The sequence below is a fragment of the Streptomyces sp. NPDC037271 genome, from assembly GCF_055603605.1.
Genome location: NZ_JBVJVN010000002.1, coordinates 654,992 through 677,405, shown reverse-complemented (window position 1 = coordinate 677,405; position 22,414 = coordinate 654,992). Strand labels below are relative to the sequence as shown.

Genomic DNA, 22,414 nt, shown 5'->3' with positions numbered 1-22,414 from the left:
GCCGGGTGCCGCACACGGCCTGACCGTGCTCAGTCCCGCGCCGCCCCCGGATGCAGCCGGACCCAGCCCGCCCACGCGGACGCGATCATGTCGTCGACGTCGTACTTGGCCTTCCAGCCCAGTTCCGCGGCGGCCCGGTCGGCCGAGGCGACCACGCGGGCCGGGTCGCCGGGGCGGCGGGGAGTGACCGTCGCCGGGTGGTCGTGGCCGGTGACGGCGCTGATGCGGTCGATCATCTCGCGGACGGAGACGCCCTCGCCCCGGCCGATGTTGAGGGTGAGGGCGCGCCCGGGGGAGGCCGTCAGGGCGCGGGCCGCGGCGACGTGGGCCTCGGCCACGTCGACCACGTGGATGTAGTCGCGGACGCAGGTGCCGTCCGGCGTCGCGTAGTCGTCGCCGAAGACGCGCGGGGCGGCGCCCTCCGTCAGCTTCTCGAAGACCATCGGGACGAGGTTGTAGACGCCGGTGTCGGCGAGTTCCGGGCTCGCCGCGCCCGCCACGTTGAAGTAGCGCAGCGCCGCCGTGGACAGGCCCGTCGCCCGGCCGGTGGCACGGACCAGCCACTCACCGGCCAGCTTGGTCTCGCCGTACGGCGACATGGGCAGGCACGGCGTGTCCTCGGTCACCAGGTCGACGTCGGGCATGCCGTACACGGCCGCGGAGGAGGAGAGGACGAAGGACGGCACGCCGGCCGCGGTGACCGCCTCCAGCAGGACGCGCAGGCCCTCGACGTTCTCCCGGTAGTAGTGCAGCGGCAGGTCCACCGACTCGCCGACCTGCTTCTTCGCCGCGAGGTGTACGACGCCGGTGACGGAGTGGCCGGTGAGGGCGCGCGCGACCCGTTCGCCGTCGAGGACCGAGCCCACCACCAGGGGGACGCCGTCGGGCACGCGCTCGGCGATGCCGGTGGACAGGTCGTCGTACACGACCGCCTTCTCGCCCGCCTCGGTCATCGCCCGTACGACGTGCGCCCCGATGTAACCGGCGCCGCCGGTGATCAGCCAGGTCATGTGCGGCCGTCCCCTCGTCAGTGGTCGTCGGTAGCCATGATCCGGCATCCGGCGCCCGGTGGGCACCGTACCCGTCAGGACGGGGCGGAGGGGGGCTCCAGGACGTACGCGTCCAGGGAGGTCGTGAGCCGGTCGAGACGCGAGCGCAGTTCCTGGATCTCCGCGAGGTCCAGGCCGGTCGCCGCGGCGATCCGGCGCGGTACCTCGAGGGCCCGCTCGCGCAGCGCCACGCCCTCCGCGGTCGGCCGCACCTCCACCGACCGCTCGTCCCGCGCGCTGCGCTCCCGCCGGACCAGACCGGCCGTCTCCAGCCGCTTGAGCAGGGGCGAGAGGGTGCCGGAGTCGAGCCGCAGGTGCTCGCCGAGCTTCTTCACCGGCAGCTCCCCGTGCTCCCACAGCACCAGCATCACCAGGTACTGCGGGTAGGTGAGGCCCAGTTCCCTGAGGACCACGCGGTAGACGCCGTTGAAGGCGCGCGAGGCAGCGTTGAGGGAGAAGCAGATCTGCTGGTCGAGGCGGAGCCAGTCCGTGGCGGGCGTGGTCATGACTTCAGCGTAACCGACGGTCTTTGCCCGTCATTGAATTGTGCGCAACTGAATCGTGTGCTCTACTTGTCGTCGTCGGAACCTCTTCCCGACTCCGCAACTCCGCAACTCTCAAGAGGGACGGTTTCCCATGGACGCGCTCTACACCGCCGCCGCCACCGCCACCCACGGCCGCGACGGCCGCGCCGTCAGCTCCGACGGCAAGCTCGACCTCGCGCTCGCTGCCCCCGTGGAGCTGGGCGGCAACGGGCAGGGCACCAACCCCGAGCAGCTGTTCGCCGCCGGGTACGCCGCCTGTTTCGGCAGCGCCCTCGGCCTCGTCGGCCGGCAGGCGAAGGTCGACGTCAGCGACGCCGCGGTGACCGCCGAGGTCGGCATCGGCAAGCAGGGCGAGGGCTTCGCGCTCGCCGTCACCCTCCGGGTCGAGCTGCCCGAGGGCGTGGACGAGGAGACCGGCCGCAAGCTGGTCGAGCAGGCCCACCAGGTCTGCCCCTACTCCAACGCCACCCGCGGCAACATCCCGGTCGACCTCGTCATCGAGTAGTCAGCCCCGGCCCCCGACCCGCGCCAGCACCTCTCCCGTCCGTTCGCTCCACGCCACCACCACCGCCTCCTCGGGCACCGGCTGCCAGCGGGTCAGCAGCAGCCAGCGGACGTGGTGGCGGCGGACGACGGCGGCGCGCCCGGCGCGGGTCGAGCCGGGCGCGAGGTAGGCCTCGACGTCGGCCGCCCGCCGCCGGCGTTCCGCCTCGTCCAGCGACGGATCCGGCCAGGCGGGCGCCGCGAGGTTCGGCCCGTACCCGGCGATGGCGTGCCCGGCGTAGTAGCCGTCGGTGATCACGACCTCGCCGGGGCCGATGTGCCGGGCCGCCCACTCGTACGTCGGCCAGTGCGGCGGCTGCTCGAAGCCGACCGGATCCAGCGCGCGCGGCACGACCGCCCCGGCGTGGACCGTGAGGAACCCCAGCAGCGCCCCCGCGGCCGCGGTCCAGCCCAGCGCCGCGCGCCACCGCCCCCACGGCCGGGGCGCCGCCAGCTCCACCGCCAGGGCGAACTGGAGCGGCACAAGCGTGAGCCCGAGGATGCGGCCGTAGGTGTAGTGGCCGCTGAACCAGCCGTACGCCACCACCGCGCAGTCCAGCGCGAACATCAGTACCAGCGGATCCAGCGGCGACCGGCGCCCGCGCAGCCACAGCGCCGGCAGCCCGAGCAGCGCCAGCCAGAACTCCCCGGGCAGGTGCAGGTACAGGATCCGGTGCATCCCGTCCACGCTGTCGTCGCCGGCCAGCGCGAACACGTCGAAGTACGGCCACGCCGCCGCCGACGCCGCCGCGCCGCCCGTCAGCGCCCACCGCCCGGCGACCGCCCCGCGCCACTCCCGCTGCCATCCGGTCACCAGCGCCACCGCGCCGAGCGCGGCCGCCACCGCCGTGATCGGGTGGACGAGGAGGACCAGGCCGTAGAGGAGGCCGAGCGCCGCGTACCCGGGCAGGCCGCGCAGTCCGCCCGGCCCCACGTACCGCACCCGGCGCGCGTCCCGTGCCCGCGCCCCGGTCAGCGCCCAGGCCCAGAACGTCAGCCCGATCGCGCACGCCGACGGGTAGCCGAGGTTGCCCGTCATCGACATCAGCCCGAGATAGCCGCTCCACCAGGCCCGCTCGGTGCCCCACAGCAGCGTCATCGCGCCCAGCGCCAGCACCGGCGCCCACGGCCGCGGGGTCAGCACCCGTACGAAGCGGCCCAGGCCGGTCAGCAGCACCAGCAGGTTCACCGGCCCGGCGAGCCGCACCACCTCCCAGCCGCCCAGCCCGGTCAGCCGGGCGAACAGGCCCTGCGCCACCGCGTACGGCGAGTAGTAGGCGCTTCCCGCGCCCGGCAGGTCGGCCATCGGGTGGCGGGGGTCCAGGAGGTCGGCCTTCAGGCGCTCCACGACGGCCGCGTGCTGGCCGGCGTCGCAGCACAGCGGCACCGCCCAGTACGCCAGTGACATCAGCAGGAAGAACAGGAAGCCGGCGGCCTGGTACGGGGTGGGGCGCCAGGCGCGGCCGCCGCGCAGCGCCGTCGCGCCGCGCACGGGCCGCCGGACGACGACGCCGGCACTCACGGAAGGGGTGAAAGGTGGGACATTCGGGGCATTTGCCGTATGTTCCCGTTGGAGTCGGTGAAATGACCCCGGTTCACCTCATCGAGTGACGCCCGGAGCCCGGAACCGAGTGACACCCGGAGCGCGGAACCGAGTGACACCCGGAGCGCGGAACCGAGTGACACCCGGAGCCCGGAACCGAGTGACACCCGGAGCGCGGATCACCTGGGCGCGTGAGCCCGGTCGGCATGCCCCTGCGCGGGCAGCGCCACCCGGCCCCGCACCACCGGCTCCAGCAGCAGCGGCACCCCCACCACCGGCAGCAGCCACGCCAGCACGATCAGCCGCTCACCCCAGATGTTGATGTCCGGATGCCCCGCCTGGGTGAGGATCCCGGTGAACGCGGCCGCGGCCAGGAAGCCGCCGGCCGCGCCCCCGCGCCGCAGCGCACCCCACGCCCCGGCGGCCAGGGCCGCGACGAACAGCGGCTCCCGCGCCTGCCGGCGCAGCCACTCCACCCAGAAGTTGCCCTGCAGCTGCCAGAACTCCGCCCACGGCCGCTCCCGGTCGGGCCGGGCGAAGTGGTCGGTGAGCAGGTCCTGCAGGCTGTCGGTCTCGGAGGGGTAGTGCAGCAGCCGCGCCAGGGCCAGCGTGACGACGACGCCGGCCAGGCCGATCGCCGTGAGCGACAGCACCTCCCGGCCCGGCGGCCGGCCCCGCCGGTGCCGCCGCAGGGCGGTCAGCGCGCCCGCCACCGCCAGGCACAGCCCGAGGAACAGCGCCTGCGAGTGCTTGACCGTGAACAGGGCGAGCAGCGAACCGGCGACCAGGGCGAGCCCGGCCCGCGCGCGCCCCGCCCGCAGCACCAGCGCACAGCCCCACACCGCCGCCAGGGTCAGTGCCATCAGCAGCCCCTCGGCCATCGGGCGCAGGGCCGTCGTCCCGCACGGCAGCACGTAGTACAGCGCCTGCCCGGTCAGCGCGAGCGGCACCGGCACGGACAGCGTGCGCAGCACCAGGAAGACGAGGACGCCGCCCGCGCACGCGATGACGACGCCCGCCGCCCACAGGCCCCACGTCACCCCGAAGGCCGTGACGAACGGCACCAGGAACACCGGGTAACCGGGCCGCACCTCGAAGATCCGCATGAAGCGCTCCGGCATGAACGGCGTGGTGTGCCCGCCCGCCGTCCCGGCCGCCAGCCGCGGCTCCACCGCACGCCACTCCCGCTCCCGGCACTCGGCCATGACCGGTCCGGTGGGGTCGGGGCGGTGGAAACGGACCACGTGCACGCTCTGGTCGCGGCGGGCCGTCGACGCCTCGCTCGCGCACGCGTAGTCGATGGTGGCCGCCGCCACCTCGCGCTCGCTCCCGCCGCCGAGGCTCAGCGCGTACGACAGGTAGTTCTTGGAGTCGGGCGTGGCCCGGCCGGTGACGTTCGCGAGCTGGAGCAGGGCGAACACCGCGGCCAGGACGAGCACCCAGGTACGCGGCCTCACGGGGAGGTCAGCACATCGCGGCCGCCCGGCACGGCACGGGCGCCGGGGATGCCCCGGGACTCCGGGGCGGGCATCGCCTCGCCCAGCATCAGCGTCCGGACCACCCGCTCGGCGGCCCGCCCGTCGTCGTACTCGCAGAACCGCGCCCGGAACGCGGACCGCAGCCGTGCCGCCTCCTCGTCCCGCCACGCACCGGAGTCCAGCAGCCACGCCAGTTCCCGGTAGGAGCGGGACACGTGACCCGGCGCCTCGGCGGTGATGTCGAAGTAGGCGCCGCGGCTCGCCGCGTAGGCGCCCCAGTCGTCGGCGTGGATCACGATCGGCCGGTCCAGGAGGGCGTAGTCGAACATCAGGGCGGAGTAGTCGGTGATCAGCAGGTCGGAGGCGAGCATCAGGTCCTCGACGTGCGGTTCGTCGGTCGCGTCGACCAGCACGCCCCGCCGGTGCAGCTCCGAGAGGCCCATGCCGCGCGCCGGCCCGGTGGCGAGGGACGGATGGAGCCGGACCACCAGGGTGTGGCCGTCCCCGAGGTCGGCGGCGAGACGGGCCGGGTCGATCCGGTCGACGTGCCCGCCGCGCCGGTACTCACGGCGGGTCGGCGCGTACAGCACGACGGTGTGGCCGTCGGGGACGCCGAGCCGCTCGCGGACCGCGCGGCCGTCCTCCGGGGCGGCGCCCACCAGCACGTCGTTGCGCGGACTGCCGGTGCGCACCGACGTGAAGTGGCACGGGTACGCCCGCTCCCACACCCGCTCCGCGTACCGGCTCGCGACCAGGCTGTAGTCCCAGCGGTCGGCCCGGCGCAGCATCTGCGGCACGTCCAGGCCGTGCCGGGCGCCGGGCCTGCCCAGCAGGTCGGCGCCCATGTACTTGAGCGGGGTGCCCTGGTGGGTGTGGATGTGGACGCTGCCCGGCCGCTTGGCCACGGCACCGGGCCAGTTGACGTTGTTGACGAAGTACGTGGCCCGCTCGGTGACCCGGCGGTAGGCCGCGCTGCCGAGGACCACGTGTTCGGTGTCCGGCGGCAGCACGGCCCGGTCCGCCGCGCACTCCTCGTCGCGCACCACCCACACCCCGCGCAGGTGCGGGGCGATCTCGCGCGCCTTGCGGTGGATCGCCGCGGGGTCGCCGAGCACCCCCCGGTGGGAGAAGGCCGAGTAGACGACGAGGCCGGGGTCCAGCGGACGGCGGATGTTCACCGCGCCGCGCACCCGCCCCAGACCCCCGCCGGCCGCTTCCTGCGCCTGCCGCGCCCGCCGCGCCAGTTCCCGGCCCGCCCTCCCGGACTGCCGCCGCAGCCGGTAGGCCGCGTACCCGAGGGCCCCGCCGTCCAGGACGCGCAGTTCGGCCGGGACCTCGGCGCCCTCCGGCCGGTACGCGCGGAACATCTCGGCGGTGCGGCGGAAGAACTCGGCCTTGTCGCCCGGGGGCAGCCGGTCCGGCTTGGACAGGATGTCCAGGCAGTGCTCGCCCATCTTGGCGTGCAGGAACGGCCGCCACCGGGCCAGCTGCGGGCGGGCGTCGAGGAACGCGAAGACCCGCTCGTACTGCGCGTGGACGTCGAAGTGCTTGCGGCTGGTGGTGGACAGGATGTTGCCCTGGCGGCGCTGCCGGTAGTTCAGGCAGATGCGGTCCAGCGTGGCGATCCGCCCGGCGCTGAACATGACCGGGAAGGTCCAGGGCGTGTCCTCGTAGTAGCCCGGCGGGAAGGTGAAGCCCTCCCGCTCCACGAAGTCGCGCCGGTAGACCTTGTTCCACACCACCATCAGCAGATCGAGGATCCCGGGGTGCTCGGCCGCGGTGAAGGTGCCGTCGCCGGCCTCCGCCAGCACCCCGGCCAGCACGTTGCGCCGGGTGCCTCCCCACCAGTAGGTGCGCGCGTAGTCGAAGACCAGGACGTCCGGGTCGGCCGTCTCCGCGAGGCGGTCGGCCATCGCGCGCAGGGCGCCCGGGGTGAGCGTGTCGTCGCTGTCGAGGAAGAAGAGGTAGTCGCCGGTGGCGTGCGGCATCCCGGCGTTGCGGGCCCGGCCGAGGCCGGCGTTCTCCTCCAGGTGCAGCACGCGCACCCGCTCGTCGCGGGCGGCGTACTCGTCGAGGATCGCGCCCGAGCCGTCCGGCGAGCAGTCGTCGACGGCGACGACCTCGATGTCCCGGTAGGACTGGTCCAGGACCGAGTCGAGGCACTCGCGCAGGAAGCCCTGCACCTTGAAGCAGGGGATGATGACGCTGAAGCGGGGCACTGCGGAATCAGCTCCTTGCGAAGGTGGCGGCGGCTGGGGCGGGGACGCGCTCCGCGAGCGGGATCACGGGCGGCAGCGCCTCGGGCGGCTCGCCGAGCAGCACCCGGCGCACGACGCGCTCGGCGGCCCGGCCGTCGTCGAACTCGCAGAACCGCTCCCGGAACGCCGCCCGCAGCGCCGCCGGCTCCGGCCCCGCGTACGAGCCGTCGCAAAAGACGCGGGCCAGTTCCTCGGGCGTGCGCACCACCGGGCCGGGCGGCGCCGCCATCAGGTCGAAGTAGACGCCGCGGGTCTCCCGGTAGACGTCCCAGTCCTCGGCGTACACGACGATCGGCCGGTCCAGGTTGGCGTAGTCGAACATGATCGACGAGTAGTCGGTGACCAGCGCGTCGGCGGCCAGGCACACGTCCTCGGAGGAGCGGTGCGCGGTGACGTCGATGACCCGGCCGGTGCTCCGCGCACCGCCCCGGTCGTAGAAGTAGTGGGCGCGCAGCAGCACCACCACGTCCTCGCCGGCCGCCTCGCAGAACGCCTCCAGGTCCAGGCCGCCAGTGCCGAAACCGGCCTCGTAGTCCCGGTGCGTGGGCGCGTACAGCACGGCCGTCGCCCCCTCGGGGACGCCCAGCTCGCGCCGGACGCGGGCGACGTCGTCGGCGGTCGCCGTGCAGTAGACGTCGTTGCGCGGATAGCCGTACTCCAGGTGCTCGTAGGAGCCGGGGAAGGCGCGCTCCCACGTCTGGGTGGAGTGGCGGTTGGAGGACAGGTTGTAGTCCCAGCGGTCCACGCGGGCCAGCAGTCTGGCGAAGCTGCCGCTGGCCGCGGCCACCACGGGGTACGTCGACTGGTCGACGCCCATCGTCTTCAGCGGGGAGCCGTGCTGCGTCTGCAGGTGCACGCTGCCGGGCCGCTTGACGACGTCGTCGGCGAAGTTGGCGTTGTTGACCAGGTACGTGGCGCGGGCGAGCACGTCCCAGTAGCGCGGGCTGCCGATGACGGCGTGGTCGACGTCCTCGGGGACCGTGTGCGCCTGGTCCGGCTCGACCAGGAACACCGACCGCAGGTGCGGGGCGAGTTCGCGGGCCTTGGCGTGGATCGCCGCCGGGTTGCAGGCGTAGCCGCGGCCCCAGTAGGCGCAGTACACGACGAGGTGGGGATCGAGCGGGCGGCGCAGCCGGCGGCGGTAGCGCAGGCGGGTGCGCAGTCCGTGCGGGCGCGGCAGGTGACGCAGGACGCCGGCCGCCGCCCGGTTCGCGGCGCGCAGGGCACGGAACCCGGCGTACGACCCGGACGCCAGCAGCCGGTGCTGAACGCCGAGCCGGCCGCCCGGGGGCCGGAAACCGGCGGGGCGGTGGCGCCGGTAGAGGTGGCTCGCCCGGCGGAAGAAGGCGCGGCGTCCCCGGCGCGTCAGACGCCGGGGGTGCGTGGCGGTCTTCAGGATCGCGGCGAAGAGCTCCTCGAACAGCGGACCGCGCCGCTCGGCCGACAGCCCCCGTTCGGTGGCGTGCGCGAGCGCCAGTTCGGCCTGGTCGAGGAGGTCGGCGTGGTGCTCGCCGGGCAGGTTCAGCCGGCTGCCCTGCCGCCGCACCAGATGCCGTACGACCACGGAGCGCAGCACCGCCACCCGCTCGGCGCGCGCCGCGACGAGGGCGCCGAAGCCGATGTCCGTGAAGTGCCCGTCGGGGAAGGCCAGTCGCCGCTCGGTGAGGAAGGTACGGCGGTACACCGCGCTCCACGCGGGCAGCCGCACGCCGGTGAGGTGCGGGGCGCGGCCCGGGGCGAACACCCCGTCCGGGGCCTTGGCCAGCAGCGGGGCGGCCGGATTGGTCGCCTCGCCCTCCCACCAGGGCACCCGCTCGTGTTCGACGTACAGCACGTCGACGCCGCCGGTGTCCGCCAGCCGCGCGTCCAGCGCCGCCAGCGCGCCCGGCGTGAGGACGTCGTCGCCGTCGAGGAACAGCAGGTACGCGCCGGTCGCCGCCCGCATCCCGGTGTTGCGCGCCCCGGCCAGCCCGGCCGACGGCGGCGAGTGCACGGGCGCCACCCGGGAGTCCCGCTCGGCGCGCTCCGCCACGACGTCCGCCTCGGCGCGGTCCGGGGCGTCGTGGACGGGGATCAGCTCGAAGTCGCCGAAGGACTGGGCGAGGACCGAGTCCAGCGCCTGGGACAGCCGCCCCGCGACCCCATGGGACGGGACGATGATGCTGAAGCGGGGCATGCTGCTCTTTCTCTCGTTCTCCTGGTCGCGCGGGAGCCGCCCGTCCGACGGGAGCCGCCCGTCCGACGGGAGCTGCCCGTCCGGCGGCCCGGCCGTCCCGTCGGCCGCCAGGTGGGCGGCCGGGTCGGAGTGGGCCGCGACGAGGTGCGGGGCATGCGGACTCCCAGAGGACAAACGGCGGTCAGAGGCTGTCGGTGACGGTGCGGAGCCCGGCGGGTTTCGGCACGGTCGCCAGCGGGGTGCGGGTGAGCGCCGCGGACGGGGCTCCTCCCGCCCGGGCGAGGCCGAGAGTGGGGGAGGAGGGCGCCGGCCGGCGTTCGGCGAGCGGCACGACGGGCGGCAGGTCCGTCTCCCCGAGCACCACCCGGCGTACGACGCGCTCCGCGGCGCGGCCGTCGTCGTACGGGCAGAACCGCTCGCGGAAGGCGGCCCTGAGCCGGTCGGACCGGCAGCCGCACCAGTGGCCTTCGGCGAAGACGTCGATCAGCTCGTCCTCGTCCCGCGCGATCGCGCCCGGCGGGAAGGAGCGCAGGTCGAAGTAGGTGCCGCGGGCCGCCTCGTACGCCTCCGGCTCGTCGGCGTGGATCACGATCGGCCGGTCCAGGCCCGCGTAGTCGAACATCAGCGCCGAGTAGTCGGTGACGAGGGCGTCCGAGGCCAGGCAGAGCGATTCCACCCGCGGATGGCCGCTGACGTCGAGGACGCGGCCCCCGGACGCGGCGAGCGGACCGCCGTGCCGGGGGTGGGCGCGGGCCAGCACCATGAAGCGGGGGCCGAGACGGGTGACGACGCGCTCCAGGTCCAGGGCGACGCGCTGGGTTCGCCGGTAGTCGCGGTGGGTGGGCGCGTACAGGATCGCGACGGTGCCCTCGGGGATGCCGAGGCTCTCGCGCAGCCGCGCCACGTCCGCGGCCGTCGCCCGCTGGAGGACGTCGGTGCGGGGCTGGCCGCACTCCAGCGTGGTGTAGCCGCCGGGGTGGACGCGTTCCCAGGTCAGGGTGGAGTGGCGGTTGGCGGAGACGACGTAGTCCCAGGAGTCGACGTCGCGCAGCAGCCGGGCGAAGTCGGTGCCGGCCGCGGCGGCCGGGCGTTCCTGGAGGTCCAGGCCCATGTGCTTGAGGGGCGTTCCGGCCTGCGTCTGGATCAGGATCTGGCCCCGGCGTTTGACCAGGCCGGCGTCGAAACCGGTGTGGTGCACCAGGTAGCGGGAGCGGGCCAGCGCCGTCCAGTAGGCGGCCGTGCCGGGGGCCAGGCGGCGCGTGCCGGGCGGGATCGTGTGGTGGTGCGCGGGGTCGGCGGCCCACGCCGTGCGTACGTGCGGCGCGAAGCTGCGGAACGCTTCCTCCAGCGCGCCCGGGTTGCAGCCGTGCCCCCGGTCCCCGTCGCCGGCGAAGACGGCACGGTCGGCGCGCAGGGGGAGGCGGCGCTGGACGCGGTAGTGCAGGCGGAGGGCGACGGCCCGCGCGGTGCGCAGCAGCTTGGCGGTGCCCTTCACCGTCCGGTGGCGCAGGGCCGACGCCAGCCGCAGGGTCTCGTAGGTGCGGCGCAGGCCGAGCCGGAGCAGGGCGTGGCGCAGGCGCACCGGCAGCGGGGCGGGGGCGCCGGGGACCCGGTAGCGGCGGCAGTGGACGCGGGCCCGGCGCAGGAACTCGCCGCGCAGGGAGCGGGGGATGCGGTCGGGGCGGGTGAACACCGTCGTCAGGTGGTCGGCCATGCGGCGGAACAGCACCGGCCGCCAGTGCTCCAGTTCCGGGGCCGACTCCAGGAACGCGAAGACGCGGTCGTACTGCGCGAAGACGTCGAGGTGCCGTGCGCTCGGTGTGCCCAGGATGCTGCCCCGCCGGCGCTGCCGGTAGTGGACGCAGACCCGGTCCAGGGTGGCGATGGACCGGGCCGTCATCAGGACCGGGTACGTCCACGGGGTGTCCTCGTAGTAGCCGGGCGGGAAGGTGAAGCCCGCGCGCTCGGCGAACTCCCGCCGCACCGTCTTGTTCCAGGCCACCATCAGCAGCTTCAGCAGCCCCGGCCGGTCGGTGAGCCGGAACGGTGCCGGGCCCTCTTCGGTGAGGTGCGCGGCGGCCTGGTTGCGGACCGTCTCGCCCGACCAGTGCGTACGCGCGTAGTCGTAGACCAGGACGTCCGGCTCGCCGGTCTCCTTCACCCGGTCGGCGACGGCCCTGAGCGCGTCGGGGGTGAGGGTGTCGTCGCCGTCGAGGAAGACCAGGTAGTCGCCGTTCGCCCGCTCCATCCCGGCGTTGCGGGCGGCTCCCAGGCCCTGGTTCTCGGGCAGGTGCACGGCGCGTACGCGCGGGTCGCGGGCCGCGAACTCGTCGGCGATCGCGCCGCAGGCGTCGGGGGAGCAGTCGTCGACGACGATCAGTTCGAGGTCCGGATACGACTGGGACAGCACCGACTCCAGGCACGCGTGCAGATACGCCTGGACCCGGTACGCGGGGACGATGACACTGAACCTGGGCACGGGGCATCCATGGGTCGGCGGGGCCGGCGGAGTCGGCGCGGGCGTTCGGCCCGGGAACGGCCGGTGGAGTGACTTGGTTACGTTCCCTGCGGCATTCGGGGGACCCGCGCGCGGGGAGAAGCCCGGTACGCGTGAAGGGGCGGACCGGTGTCCGGTCCGCCCCTCAAGAGTGCCGCCCTGTCGGTTACTTGACGGCGCCCGCCATCACGCCGGAGACGAACTGCCGCTGGAACGCGAAGAACACGGCCAGCGGGATCACCATGGAGATGAACGCTCCCGGCGCCAGTACGTCGATGTTGTTGCCGAACTGCCGTACCTGCGTCTGCAGGGCGACCGTGATCGGCTGGCTCCCGGAGTCCGAGAAGATCAGCGCGACCAGCATGTCGTTCCACACCCACAGGAACTGGAAGATGCCGAGGCTCGCGATCGCGGGCCCGCCCAGCGGCATCACGACCCGGACGAACAGCCGCAGTTCACCCGCGCCGTCCAGCCGTGCCGCCTCCAGCAGCTCTCTCGGGATCTCCGCGAAGAAGTTCCGCAGCAGGAACACCGCGAAGGGCAGACCGAAGCCGACGTGGAACAGGATCACGCCGACGACGGACCCGAACAGGCCGATCTTGCCGAAGAGTTCGGCGATCGGGATCAGCGCGACCTGGACGGGTACGACGAGCAGCCCGACCACGGCCAGGAACCACCAGTCACGGCCCGGGAACTCCATCCACGCGAAGGCGTAGCCCGCCAGCGACCCGATGACCACGACCAGGACCGTCGCCGGGACCGTGATCATCACGGTGTTGAGGAGGGAGGAGGTGATGTCGCCGTTCCTCAGCAGCTCCTCGTAGCTCTGGAAGGTGAGCTGGGACGGCTCGGTGAAGACCTCCCACCAGCCGCTCGCCGCCATGTCCCGGGGTGTGCGCAGCGACGACAGCAGCAGGCCGATCGTGGGGACCAGCCAGAACAGGCCCACGACGATCAGGAACACCCGGACCAGCCCGCCGCTGACGCCCTCGGCGAGCCGTGAGCCCAGCGACCGTTTCGTCTTCCGGGCCGTCCCGGGCGGTGCCGGCGCCGTCTTCGTGAGGGAGCCCGCGTCCGTGGTCATCGCCGCACCTCCCGCCTGAGCCGCCGTACGTCACTGCACCCACCCGGGGGGCGACCCCCGGACCCCCAGCCGTCATACGGCGGACGCGGTGTCATCGCCTGACCTCCCGCCTGAGCCGCCGTACGTTGAACCACATCACCGGGATGACCAGGAGCAGCAGGAACACCGCGATGGCACTGGCGATGCCGGGCTGGTCCGAGGCGAAGCCCTTGCGGTACAGCTCCAGGGCGAGCACGTTCGCGTCGTCCTGGGAGGAACCGGGCGCGATGATGAAGACCAGGTCGAAGACCTTCAGCACGTTGATCATCAGGGTGACGACGACGACCGCGAGGACCGGCGCCAGCAGCGGGACCGTGACCCGTCTGAAGACCTGCCACTCGTTCGCGCCGTCGACCCGGGCCGCTTCGAGGAGTTCCCGGGGCACTCCCGCCAGCCCGGCCGCGATCAGCACCATCGCGAAGCCCGCCCACATCCACACGTACGACCCGATGATGGCCGGGGTGACCAGGGACGGGCCGAGCCAGTCCAGGCCGTTGTACGGCTCCTTGAAGTTGTCGGCGGGGAGCCGGAGCTGCGCCCCGTCGGCCGCCGCGGGCAGCGTGAACGTGCCGTCGCCGGCCGCTGTCGTCTCCGCGACGACCTTGCCGTCCTTCACCGCCTCGATCTTCATCCCGGCGTAGCCCAGTTCGGCGGCGTCGACGCCGTTGAGTTTCCCGACGCCCTTGCCGCGGGTGAAGTCCTGCCAGGTGGTGCCGGTGATCCTGCCGTCCTCGGGCTCGGCGGGTACGGCCTTCTCCGCGCCGTCCGGCATCAGGTCCGGGGCGACGCCGACGAGGGGGAGGACGACCGGCTCGCCCGCGCTCACCGGCTGCCTGGTGATGAACGCGCCGCCGCCGGCCGGCTCCAGCGGCGACTCGCGGCCCGGGTGCGCCTTCGGGAACGCGGACGACTCGGCGAACGTGTCGTGCACCCCGACCCACACCGCGTTCGCGACGCCCTTGTCCGGGTCCTGGTCGTACACCAGCCGGAAGATGATCCCGGCGGCCAGCATCGAGATGGCCATCGGCATGAAGACGACCAGCTTGAACGCCGTTCCCCAGCGCACCCGTTCGGTCAGCACCGCGAAGATCAGGCCGAGCGCGGTGGCGACCGTCGGGGCGAACACCACCCAGATGACGTTGTTCTTCAGGGCGGTGCGGATGCCGTCGTCGGTGAACAGCGCCTGGTAGTTGTCGAATCCGGCGAAGGAGTCGCCGGACTGGTCGTAGAAGCTGCGGATCAGCGAGTACCCGATCGGGTAGACCACGAGCGCGCCGAGCAGCACCAGGGCGGGCAGCAGGAACAGGGCCGCCACGGTCCTGCGGGTGCCGGTCACGCTCTTGCGCGACTTGGGTGACTTGGGGGCGGCAGGGCCCCGTGAGGCTCCTGCCGCCGTGGCCGACGCCATCGCGTCAGCCTCCGTAGGCGGCGGCCGCGTCCGCCTCCAGCCGCTGCTGCGTGCCCGCGATGTCCTTCGGGTTCTTCAGGAAGTCCTGCAACGCCTTCCACTCGCCCTTGCCGGGCGTGCCGCCGAAGGCCTGCGGGGCCTGGTCCGACATGTCGAAGCGGAAGTCGTCACCGGCCGCGACCAGGGCCTCGGCGATCTTCCTCTGCACGTCGTTCGGGTACGCCGACGCGTCCAGGTTCTTGTTCGGCGAGAGGTAGCCGCCGAGCTTCGCGTGGATCGCCGCCGCGTCCGGGGAGGCCAGCCAGGTGGCCAGCGCCTGCGACGCCTTCGAGTCCTCCAGGATCACGGCCGCGTCACCGCCGGAGACCACCGGCGCGGTGTCGCCGACCGCCGGGAACGGGAACACCTTCGCGTCCGTGCCGACCTCCGCCTCCGTCTCGCCGATGTTGACCTGCACGAAGTCGCCCTCGTAGACCATGCCCGCCTTGGGCTGGTCGCCGCCGGTGAAGGTCTGCGTCACCGAGGCCGGGAACTCCGTCTGCAACGCGCCGGACGCGCCGCCCGCCACGTAGTCCTTCTTGCCCCAGATCTCGGCGAGAGTGGTCAGCGCCTCCTTCACGGACGGGTCGGTCCACTTGATCTCGTGCCTGGCCAGCTGGTCGTACTTCTCCGGGCCCGCCTGCGAGAGGTAGACGTTCTCGAACCAGTCGGTGAGGGTCCAGCCGTCCGCGCCGCCGACGGAGAACGGTGCGACACCGGAGTCGTAGACCGTCTGCGCGGCGGTGAGCAGCTCGTCCCACGTCTTGGGCTCGGCCGCGCCCGCGTTCTCGAAGACCTGCGCGTTGTACCAGATCAGGGACTTGTTCGCGGCCTTGTAGTAGACGCCGAACTGCTTGCCGGCGACCTTGCCGATGTCCTGCCAGCCCTGCGAGTAGTTCTCCGCCAGCTCCTTGGTGGCCTCGGTGCCCAGCGGCTTGGCCCAGCTCTTCTCCACGGCCTGCTTGATGGCGCCGGGCTGCGGGAGCATCGCCACGTCCGGCGGGGCGCCGCCCGCGATCTTCGAACCGAGGAAGTTGATGATCGGGTCCTGGGCGGGCACGAAGGTCACCTTGGCGCCGGTGCGCTTCTCGAACTCGGCGAGGACCTTCTTGAAGTTCTCCTGCTCGGCGCCGGTCCAGACGGCGGCGACCTCCAGGCTCTCGCCGTCCAGCCGGGGAAGGGTGACGGTGGCGGCCGGCTGCTTGCCGCCGTCGCCCTGACCGTCCTTGTCGCCGCTGCCGTTGTCGTCGTCGCCGCCGCACGCGGTGAGCGAGAGCGCGAGGGCTCCCGCGGCGAGGGTGGCGGCGGCCCGGGTGGACCTCTTGACGGCCTTGCTCGTGGCCCCGCCCGTGGCCCTGCTCGTGACCTTCTTGACGGCCCTGCGTTTCCGCATGGTGCTGCTCGTGCGCATCACTGCCCCGTTCTTCGTTCCTCGTCGAACGTCCGGCGCTGTCCCGTGGGCTCTGGTGTACGCCAGGGGGGTGAGGGCGGCAAGAGCGCCTCCGCTGTCGAGCGGGGGATCGTGACCGCGTCGTGACTCGTCGGGCGGAGTCCGTCCGGCGGTCGTGCCGTGGCCGCGGAGCACGGACGTCACCCGGAGGGCCGGCCGCCGAGGCTGTGGAGCGCCCCGCGGCACGCCGGCGGTCGTCCGCGGTCTCGTCGGGCCTGCCCGCGCCGCCTGGCAGAGCGTGCCCGAGGGCTCGCTGCGCCCGGGCCTCGTGGGCGGCGTCGTCGAGATCGTGGGACGCCTCGGTCACAGCAGGGACGGCACCTCCGCCGCAGCGACCTGCCGCGCCGCCCGCTCCAACGCGCTGGCCAGCAACGCCAGGTCCGTCGGCCCGTTCCCCAGCTCGCGCACGGGCCGCTGGGCGGGCGGGTCGCCCATGCGGTGCCACTCCAGGGGGACCACCGTGGGGCGCAGGGTCGCCGTGCGCGGGATGCGGCCCGTGACCCGGCCGCCCTGGAACAGCACGGCCCGTCCGTCCGGGCCGGCCAGCCGGCCACGCCCCGGCATCGGTTCGTCCGGGCCGGGCGACGGAGCGTCGAGGGTGACGCGCAGGGTGGCGCGGAGCGCGGGTTCCGTCTGGGCCGTACGGCCGCCGGGCGCGGTGGCGGCCACCAGGTGCACGCCCAGCCGCTCACCTTCCCGCGCGACCGCTTCCAGCGCCCGCATCACCGACCCCGCCGCGGGCCGTCCGGGGGAGCCGAGCGGGGGAGTGACCAGGGCGTCGAGGTCGTCCACGACCACGATGAGGCGGGGGAGCGGCGGCGCCGCCCCCGCCCGGCGCCGGGCCGCGCCCGGTCGCAGCCGCAGCGTGGAGCTGGGAGGTGACTCGACGTCCCCGGCATCGGATATCGCCGCGGGGCCGGGCGCGCCCGCAGCCGTGCGCTGGGCGACCATCCGGCCCGACACCTCGCGCCCGGTGTGCCACTCGGTGAAGTCCGCCCGCCCGAGCAGCTCGGCGCGCCGCTTCAGCTCGGCGCTCAGGGACTGCGCGAACTCCCGCATGCGAACGGGGTCGTTGGCGGTGAGGTGGGTGGTGACGTGCGGTACGTCCGTACAGACGCGCAGCCCCTCCCCGTGCCCGCCGCCGCCCGAGCCCACGCTGTCCCGGCCGTCCATCAGGACGATGCCGAGGCGGTCGGGGCGTTCGGCGGAGGCGAGCGAGGCGACGAGCGCCCGCAGCAGCTCGGTGCGGCCGCTGCCGGGCGGCCCCTCGATCAGCAGGTGCGGTCCCTCGGCGGCGAGGTCGGCCGTGACCGGACCGCGAGGTCCGGCGCCCAGCACGGCCTGAGCGCGTCCGCCGGGGACCTCCGTGTCGTCGGCGGCGTCGGCCCACCGGGCCATCAGGGAGGCCGGGGTGGCCCGGGCGAGGCCCAGCTCGTCGAGGAGCCGGGCCGCCTGGGGCAGCGGCGCGGACACGCGTGCGTGCCGGTCACCGACCGCGCCGTCGGTGCGCAGCGGGGCCAGGGCGCGCGCGAACCGCTCGGCCCAGGCGAGGGAGACGGCGTCGACCGTGCCGAGGGTGCCGTGTCCGACCGGGCCGGCGGAGGCGTCCGGAGCGCCCCGGGAGGCGCCGGTGCGCGCGACGCGCAGCAGGCGCAGGGCCGTCGCCACGTCGCCGCTGAGCAGCGCCACGGCACCGCACTCCCGGAACACCGACGTCACCGCGCAGGCGGCCTCGTACGTCTCCGTCACCGGGGACGTCGGGGAGGCGGCGGCCGTCTCGGCGAGGCACAGGACGTGGATGCCGGCCCGCGGGCCCTCCAGGGCCAGCCGCGCCACCGCCTCGCGCACGTCGGAACCGCCGGGGTCCCCGTCCACGACGACCACGGTGTACGGCCCGGCGAAGCCGCCGGCCGGGTCGGTCCCGTCGTCGGCCCGCGCCCAGGAGGGCTGCCGGGTACCTGCCGTGGCCGCGGCCGCCTGTCGTGGGTCCTGCCGTGCGTCCTGTCGTACGTCCTGCCGCGCGTCCTGCGCGGGAGCCGTCGGCTGGGCCGGGATCGTGCCGGCGGGGGCCGGCCGCCGTGCTCCGGTCCGGGTGTCCGTCAGGTGGTCCTCCAGGCGGCGCAGGAGTTCGCCCGCGCGGGCCGTGGCCTGCTCGCGGTCGTAGGCGAGCAGCAGGCGGCAGTCCTGGCCGTGTCCCGGGCGCAGCTGCGGCAGCCAGCCCAGCCACGACCACTCGGCGACCCGCTCGGCGAGCGGCCGGGAGCGGTCCGCGCTGATCAGGACGATCTCCAGGACGTCCGCGGAGTGCAGGGCGGCGAGCTGGGCGAGCACCGAGCGGGCCAGCCCGGCGAGCCGCGCGCGCGGCCCGGCCAGCCCGAGCGCCCCGACCTCGCGCAGTCCGGCGGTCACCGGGACCGCGGGCAGCGGGACGTCGCCGCCGGGCGCCACCCGGTCGGCCGTACCGAGCCGCACGGTGAGCGCCTCCGGGTGGCCCGGGCCGCGCTCCCACAGCCGCGGCCCCGGTCCGAGCGCCGTCAGCAGCAACGAGGCGGGGTCCGGCCAGGTCTCCGGCGCGCGGGAGGTGCCGGCCGGGGCCGTCGGTGCCGGACCGGCGGGCTCCTCGTCGTACGCGTACGTACCGGACCCGGCGGTGTCCTGCGGGCCGCCGCGGCCTCCGGCCAGCCGTCGCGCCCACGCGCCGAGGCCGCCGCGCCTGCGCACGCCCGGGGGTACGTCGGTGCCGCGCAGGGGCGTGCCCTTGCGCCTGGTGCCGCCGTCCGGGCCGGGGGCGCCGGGAGGACCGGAGGCCTCACCGAAGGCACCGAAGGGGGCCGCTTCGAAGGCGCCACGTCCGTGGGCGTCCCGTCCGTGGGAGTCCGCCGCATACGCGCCGGTGTCCGGTGTGCCCGCTCCGTACGTCCCCGCGCCGTAGGTGGTCGCGCCGGAAGCGCCGCCGTGCGTCGCGTCTCCGGCCGGGGCCGGCCGGGGGACGCCCGCCGTGGGGCCCGTGCCGTGGCTCTCGATGCGCGGTGCGCTGCCCTGTCCGGGGACCTGGTGCGGGCCGGGCCGGGTCGCGCCGGTGCCGTGGGCGTGGTGTGTGAGCCCGGCCGGGCGGTTCGGGTCCGCGGGCCCGGCTCCGCCGGTCCCGGTGCCGGACCCGCGCGGGGAGCCGTCCGCCTCCCCGGCCGTCCGTTCCGTCCGCTCCGTCTGCCGGGCACCGTCCGCTCCCCGTGCCGGGCGGCCGGTGCCGTCCGTAAGACCGCTCGCGCGTGCGGGACGGCCCGGGGCACCGCCCGTGCCGGCGCGGTCCTCCGCGCCGTCGGCCACGCGCGCGTGCGCCACCTCGTCCCCGGCGACGGCCTTCCCGGCGCCCGGCGACGGGGGCGCCACCGCACCGGACAGCCGTACGTGCCCCTCCCCGTCCGGTGTCGTCGCCACCCGGGCCACCGCCCCTCGGGGGACCGGCACGAGCCGCAGGGCCGACTCGCCGATCCGCAGCAGCGACCCCGGCGCGAAGCGGACCGGACGGCTGCCCACGCGGGCGCCGTCCAGGGTGGTGCCGTTGGTGGAGCCGAGGTCGGCGACCGAGACGCGGCCGTCGGAGGCGACGGTCACGGCGCAGTGCGTCCTGGAGACGTCCGGGTCGTCGAGCGCGACGTCGGCGTCGGCGGAGCGGCCGAGCCGGACCTGGCCGCCGTGCAGCAGGTGGACGCCGCCCGCGTCGGGGCCGGCGACGACGTGGAGCTGGGCCGGGACGTCGGCCGGTTCGGCGTGCGGGTCGGGCTCGCCCGGGGCGCCCAGGAAGAGCACGGCGCCGTCGGTCAGCGGGGGCTCGCCCAGGGTGCTGCGCTGGGCGTCGAGCCGCTGCGCGCCGGCGTGGAGCACCACCTGGCCGGAGCCCGGAGCCTCACCGCCGGGGAGCGCCGCGGCCAGCGCGGAGGCGACCGCGGCCAGGGCCGTGCCGGCCGGCGCGGTGACCAGCACGTCGCAGCTCGCGGCGCGGCCCCCCACCGAAGCATGCGGGCCCAGCGGGTCTACGACGGTCAGCCGGATCTGCATCGCCGTCAGCGGTCCCTTCGCGCGGGCACCCGCGCGCCGGGGACAGAAGTTGTTCACCGCGGTCCCCCACCGCGGACTTCCCCCACCGCCACACGAGCACGTCGGCCAGTACTGCACGCATCCTCGCACCTGCCACCGACAACGCGCCCGTCGCCCGCCGTCAAATGATCTTGATTGGTCGGCTCTGCCCGCAAAAATGCCTGACAGGTGTCACGACGGTGATCGAACGGCGTCCGCTTGAGATCGGTCACGTCCGGGCCCGGCAACCAACGGACCGGGTCGCGCGTCTTCCCCCCGAACCCGCCGGAAGCGGAACGTGCGCAGGAACAGGAAGCGGAACGTAAGGCGCACCGGCGGACCAATGGGAACCACAGGACGACGACAGCCCGGTGCCCGCGGTGCGGCACTACAGTGGGGCGGAAAAGTCAGCGAGCAACAGGGAGCGCATGACGTGCGGCCGGTAGGCAGCAAGTACCTCCTCGAGGAGCCCCTCGGTCGCGGTGCCACGGGCACCGTCTGGCGCGCCCGCCAGCGGGAGACCGCGGGCGCCGAGGCGGCCGTGGCCGGGCAGCCCGGCGAGACCGTCGCGATCAAGGTCCTCAAGGAGGAGCTCGCGAGCGACCCCGACATCGTGATGCGCTTCCTGCGGGAGCGCTCCGTCCTGCTGCGGCTGACCCACCCCAACATCGTCCGGGTCCGCGACCTGGTCGTCGAGGGTGAGCTGCTGGCGCTCGTCATGGACCTCGTCGACGGTCCGGACCTGCACCGCTACCTGCGCGAGAACGGGCCGCTCACCCCGGTTGCCGCCGCCCTGCTCACCGCGCAGATCGCCGACGCCCTCGGCGCCAGCCACGCGGACGGCGTCGTCCACCGCGACCTGAAGCCGGCCAACGTGCTGCTGAAGCAGGACGGCGGCGAGATGCACCCGATGCTCACCGACTTCGGCATCGCCCGCCTCGCCGACTCGCCCGGCCTCACCCGCACCCACGAGTTCGTCGGCACGCCCGCGTACGTGGCGCCGGAGTCCGCCGAGGGCCGCCCGCAGACCTCCGCCGTCGACGTCTACGGCGCCGGCATCCTGCTGTACGAGCTGGTCACCGGCCGGCCCCCGTTCGGCGGGGGCTCCGCCCTGGAGGTACTGCACCAGCACCTGAGCGCCGAACCGCGCCGCCCCTCGACCGTCCCCGACCCGCTGTGGACGGTCATCGAGCGCTGCCTGCGCAAGAACCCCGACGAGCGCCCCAGCGCGGAGAACCTCGCCCGCGGCCTGCGCGTCGTCGCCGAGGGCATCGGCGTGCACGCGAACAGCGCGCAGATCGGCGCCGCCGAGAACGTGGGCGCGCTGCTCGCGCCCGACCCGGCGCCCGCGCAGGTCCCGGGCGCCCCCGGCGCCGCCGACCCGACGCAGGTCCTGCCGCAGAACCCGCCCGGCGCCCACGACCCGAACGGCGCCACCAGCGTCCTGCCGCAGACCGGCAACCCGGCGGGCGCCGCCGACCCCACCGCCGTACTCCCGAACCGCGGCGCGGCCGACCCGACCGCCGTCATGCCCCCGGTGCCGCCGGGGCAGCCGGGCGGACCGGGACAGGGGCAGCCCGGTGGGCCCGAGGACCCGCACCCGTGGCAGAACCAGCTGCGCGCCGCCCGCGACCGCAACGAGCAGACGCAGGTCCAGTACCTCGACCCGAACGAGGACCCGCTGCGCCGCCGCCCCCAGCGGCAGGTCTCCCGCCCGCAGCAGCCGCCCCGCCAGGCCCCGCAGGGCCCGCCGCCCCAGCAGCCCGGCTACGGCTACCAGCAGCAGCAACAACAGCCCCAGCGGTACGCCACTCCGCAGCCCCAGCAGCCCCAGCAGCCGCCCAGGCCCCAGCCGCAGCGCTACGCCCCGCCGCCCGCGCCCGAGCCTCAGCCGCCCCGGCGTGAGCCCCGGCCGCCGCGGCAGCGCAGCGCCAACCCCATGCGCATCCCCGGGCTCGGCTGCCTCAAGGGATGCCTGGTCACGATCGTCATCCTGTTCGTGGCCGGCTGGCTGATCTGGGAGCTGAGCCCGCTGCAGGACTGGATCGGCACGGGCAAGGGCTACTGGGAGCAGCTCAGCGACTGGTTCACCACCGCGACCGACTGGATCGGGGAACTGGGCGGCGACAGCGGCTCGGGCGGCGGGTCCTCGACCGGCAACTGAGCCGCCGGCGCACCGCGCTCCGCCCGGTTCCGGGACGGCCCCCGACGGCGAGTCCGGAGATTTG

Annotated in this window: 13 protein-coding genes; 2 read left to right on the top strand and 11 right to left on the bottom strand. The window is 74.7% G+C overall.

The features are described from left to right. Positions 1–29: 29 nt before the first annotated feature. Together galE and ACZ7G3_RS07680 are read right to left on the bottom strand one after the other, a co-directional pair. A complete protein-coding gene (gene galE, locus ACZ7G3_RS07685; RefSeq protein WP_470923933.1) occupies positions 30–1,010 on the bottom strand; it encodes a UDP-glucose 4-epimerase GalE in 981 nt (326 codons plus the stop codon). 74 nt (positions 1,011–1,084) lie between these two features. Then, entirely contained in the window at positions 1,085–1,555 is a 471-nt protein-coding gene (locus ACZ7G3_RS07680) for a MarR family winged helix-turn-helix transcriptional regulator (RefSeq protein ID WP_426601956.1), read from the bottom strand. Positions 1,556–1,685: 130 nt separating this feature from the next. On the opposite strand from ACZ7G3_RS07680, the gene ACZ7G3_RS07675 reads away from it, so the two are divergent. After that, positions 1,686–2,099, top strand: coding sequence for an organic hydroperoxide resistance protein (locus ACZ7G3_RS07675; RefSeq protein WP_426601957.1), 414 nt, complete (start codon positions 1,686–1,688; stop codon positions 2,097–2,099). Here the strand turns inward: ACZ7G3_RS07675 and ACZ7G3_RS07670 are convergent, their stop codons facing one another. The 9 genes from ACZ7G3_RS07670 to ACZ7G3_RS07630 all read right to left on the bottom strand — a co-directional run bounded on the left by ACZ7G3_RS07670 (position 2,100) and on the right by ACZ7G3_RS07630 (position 20,168). Further along, entirely contained in the window at positions 2,100–3,659 is a 1,560-nt protein-coding gene (locus ACZ7G3_RS07670) for a hypothetical protein (protein ID WP_470923931.1), read from the bottom strand. Positions 3,660–3,859: 200 nt separating this feature from the next. After that, complete coding sequence (locus ACZ7G3_RS07665; RefSeq protein ID WP_470923929.1) at positions 3,860–5,137, bottom strand: hypothetical protein; 1,278 nt, start codon at positions 5,135–5,137, stop codon at positions 3,860–3,862. Continuing rightward, positions 5,134–7,377, bottom strand: coding sequence for a bifunctional glycosyltransferase/CDP-glycerol:glycerophosphate glycerophosphotransferase (locus tag ACZ7G3_RS07660; protein ID WP_470923927.1), 2,244 nt, complete (start codon positions 7,375–7,377; stop codon positions 5,134–5,136). Before ACZ7G3_RS07660 ends, ACZ7G3_RS07665 begins: the two co-directional genes overlap by 4 nt. Before the next feature lie 7 nt (positions 7,378–7,384). Beyond that, a complete protein-coding gene (locus ACZ7G3_RS07655) occupies positions 7,385–9,592 on the bottom strand; it encodes a bifunctional glycosyltransferase/CDP-glycerol:glycerophosphate glycerophosphotransferase (RefSeq protein ID WP_470924000.1) in 2,208 nt (735 codons plus the stop codon). 181 nt (positions 9,593–9,773) lie between these two features. Then, the gene (locus ACZ7G3_RS07650; protein ID WP_470923925.1) at positions 9,774–12,071 is read right to left on the bottom strand and encodes a bifunctional glycosyltransferase/CDP-glycerol:glycerophosphate glycerophosphotransferase; all 2,298 of its coding nucleotides are present in this window, start codon (positions 12,069–12,071) and stop codon (positions 9,774–9,776) included. A 184-nt stretch (positions 12,072–12,255) separates the two neighbouring features. After that, positions 12,256–13,173: a carbohydrate ABC transporter permease gene (locus ACZ7G3_RS07645; RefSeq protein ID WP_470923923.1), complete on the bottom strand. Its 918-nt coding sequence runs from the start codon at positions 13,171–13,173 to the stop codon at positions 12,256–12,258. A gap of 91 nt (positions 13,174–13,264) precedes the next feature. After that, complete coding sequence (locus ACZ7G3_RS07640) at positions 13,265–14,620, bottom strand: carbohydrate ABC transporter permease (RefSeq protein WP_426601964.1); 1,356 nt, start codon at positions 14,618–14,620, stop codon at positions 13,265–13,267. A gap of 4 nt (positions 14,621–14,624) precedes the next feature. Then, positions 14,625–16,070: an ABC transporter substrate-binding protein gene (locus ACZ7G3_RS07635; RefSeq protein WP_470923920.1), complete on the bottom strand. Its 1,446-nt coding sequence runs from the start codon at positions 16,068–16,070 to the stop codon at positions 14,625–14,627. Positions 16,071–16,412: 342 nt separating this feature from the next. After that, the gene (locus tag ACZ7G3_RS07630; protein WP_470923998.1) at positions 16,413–20,168 is read right to left on the bottom strand and encodes an FHA domain-containing protein; all 3,756 of its coding nucleotides are present in this window, start codon (positions 20,166–20,168) and stop codon (positions 16,413–16,415) included. A gap of 451 nt (positions 20,169–20,619) precedes the next feature. On the opposite strand from ACZ7G3_RS07630, the gene ACZ7G3_RS07625 reads away from it, so the two are divergent. After that, entirely contained in the window at positions 20,620–22,350 is a 1,731-nt protein-coding gene (locus ACZ7G3_RS07625; protein ID WP_470923918.1) for a serine/threonine-protein kinase, read from the top strand. The last annotated feature ends 64 nt before the right edge of the window (positions 22,351–22,414 follow it).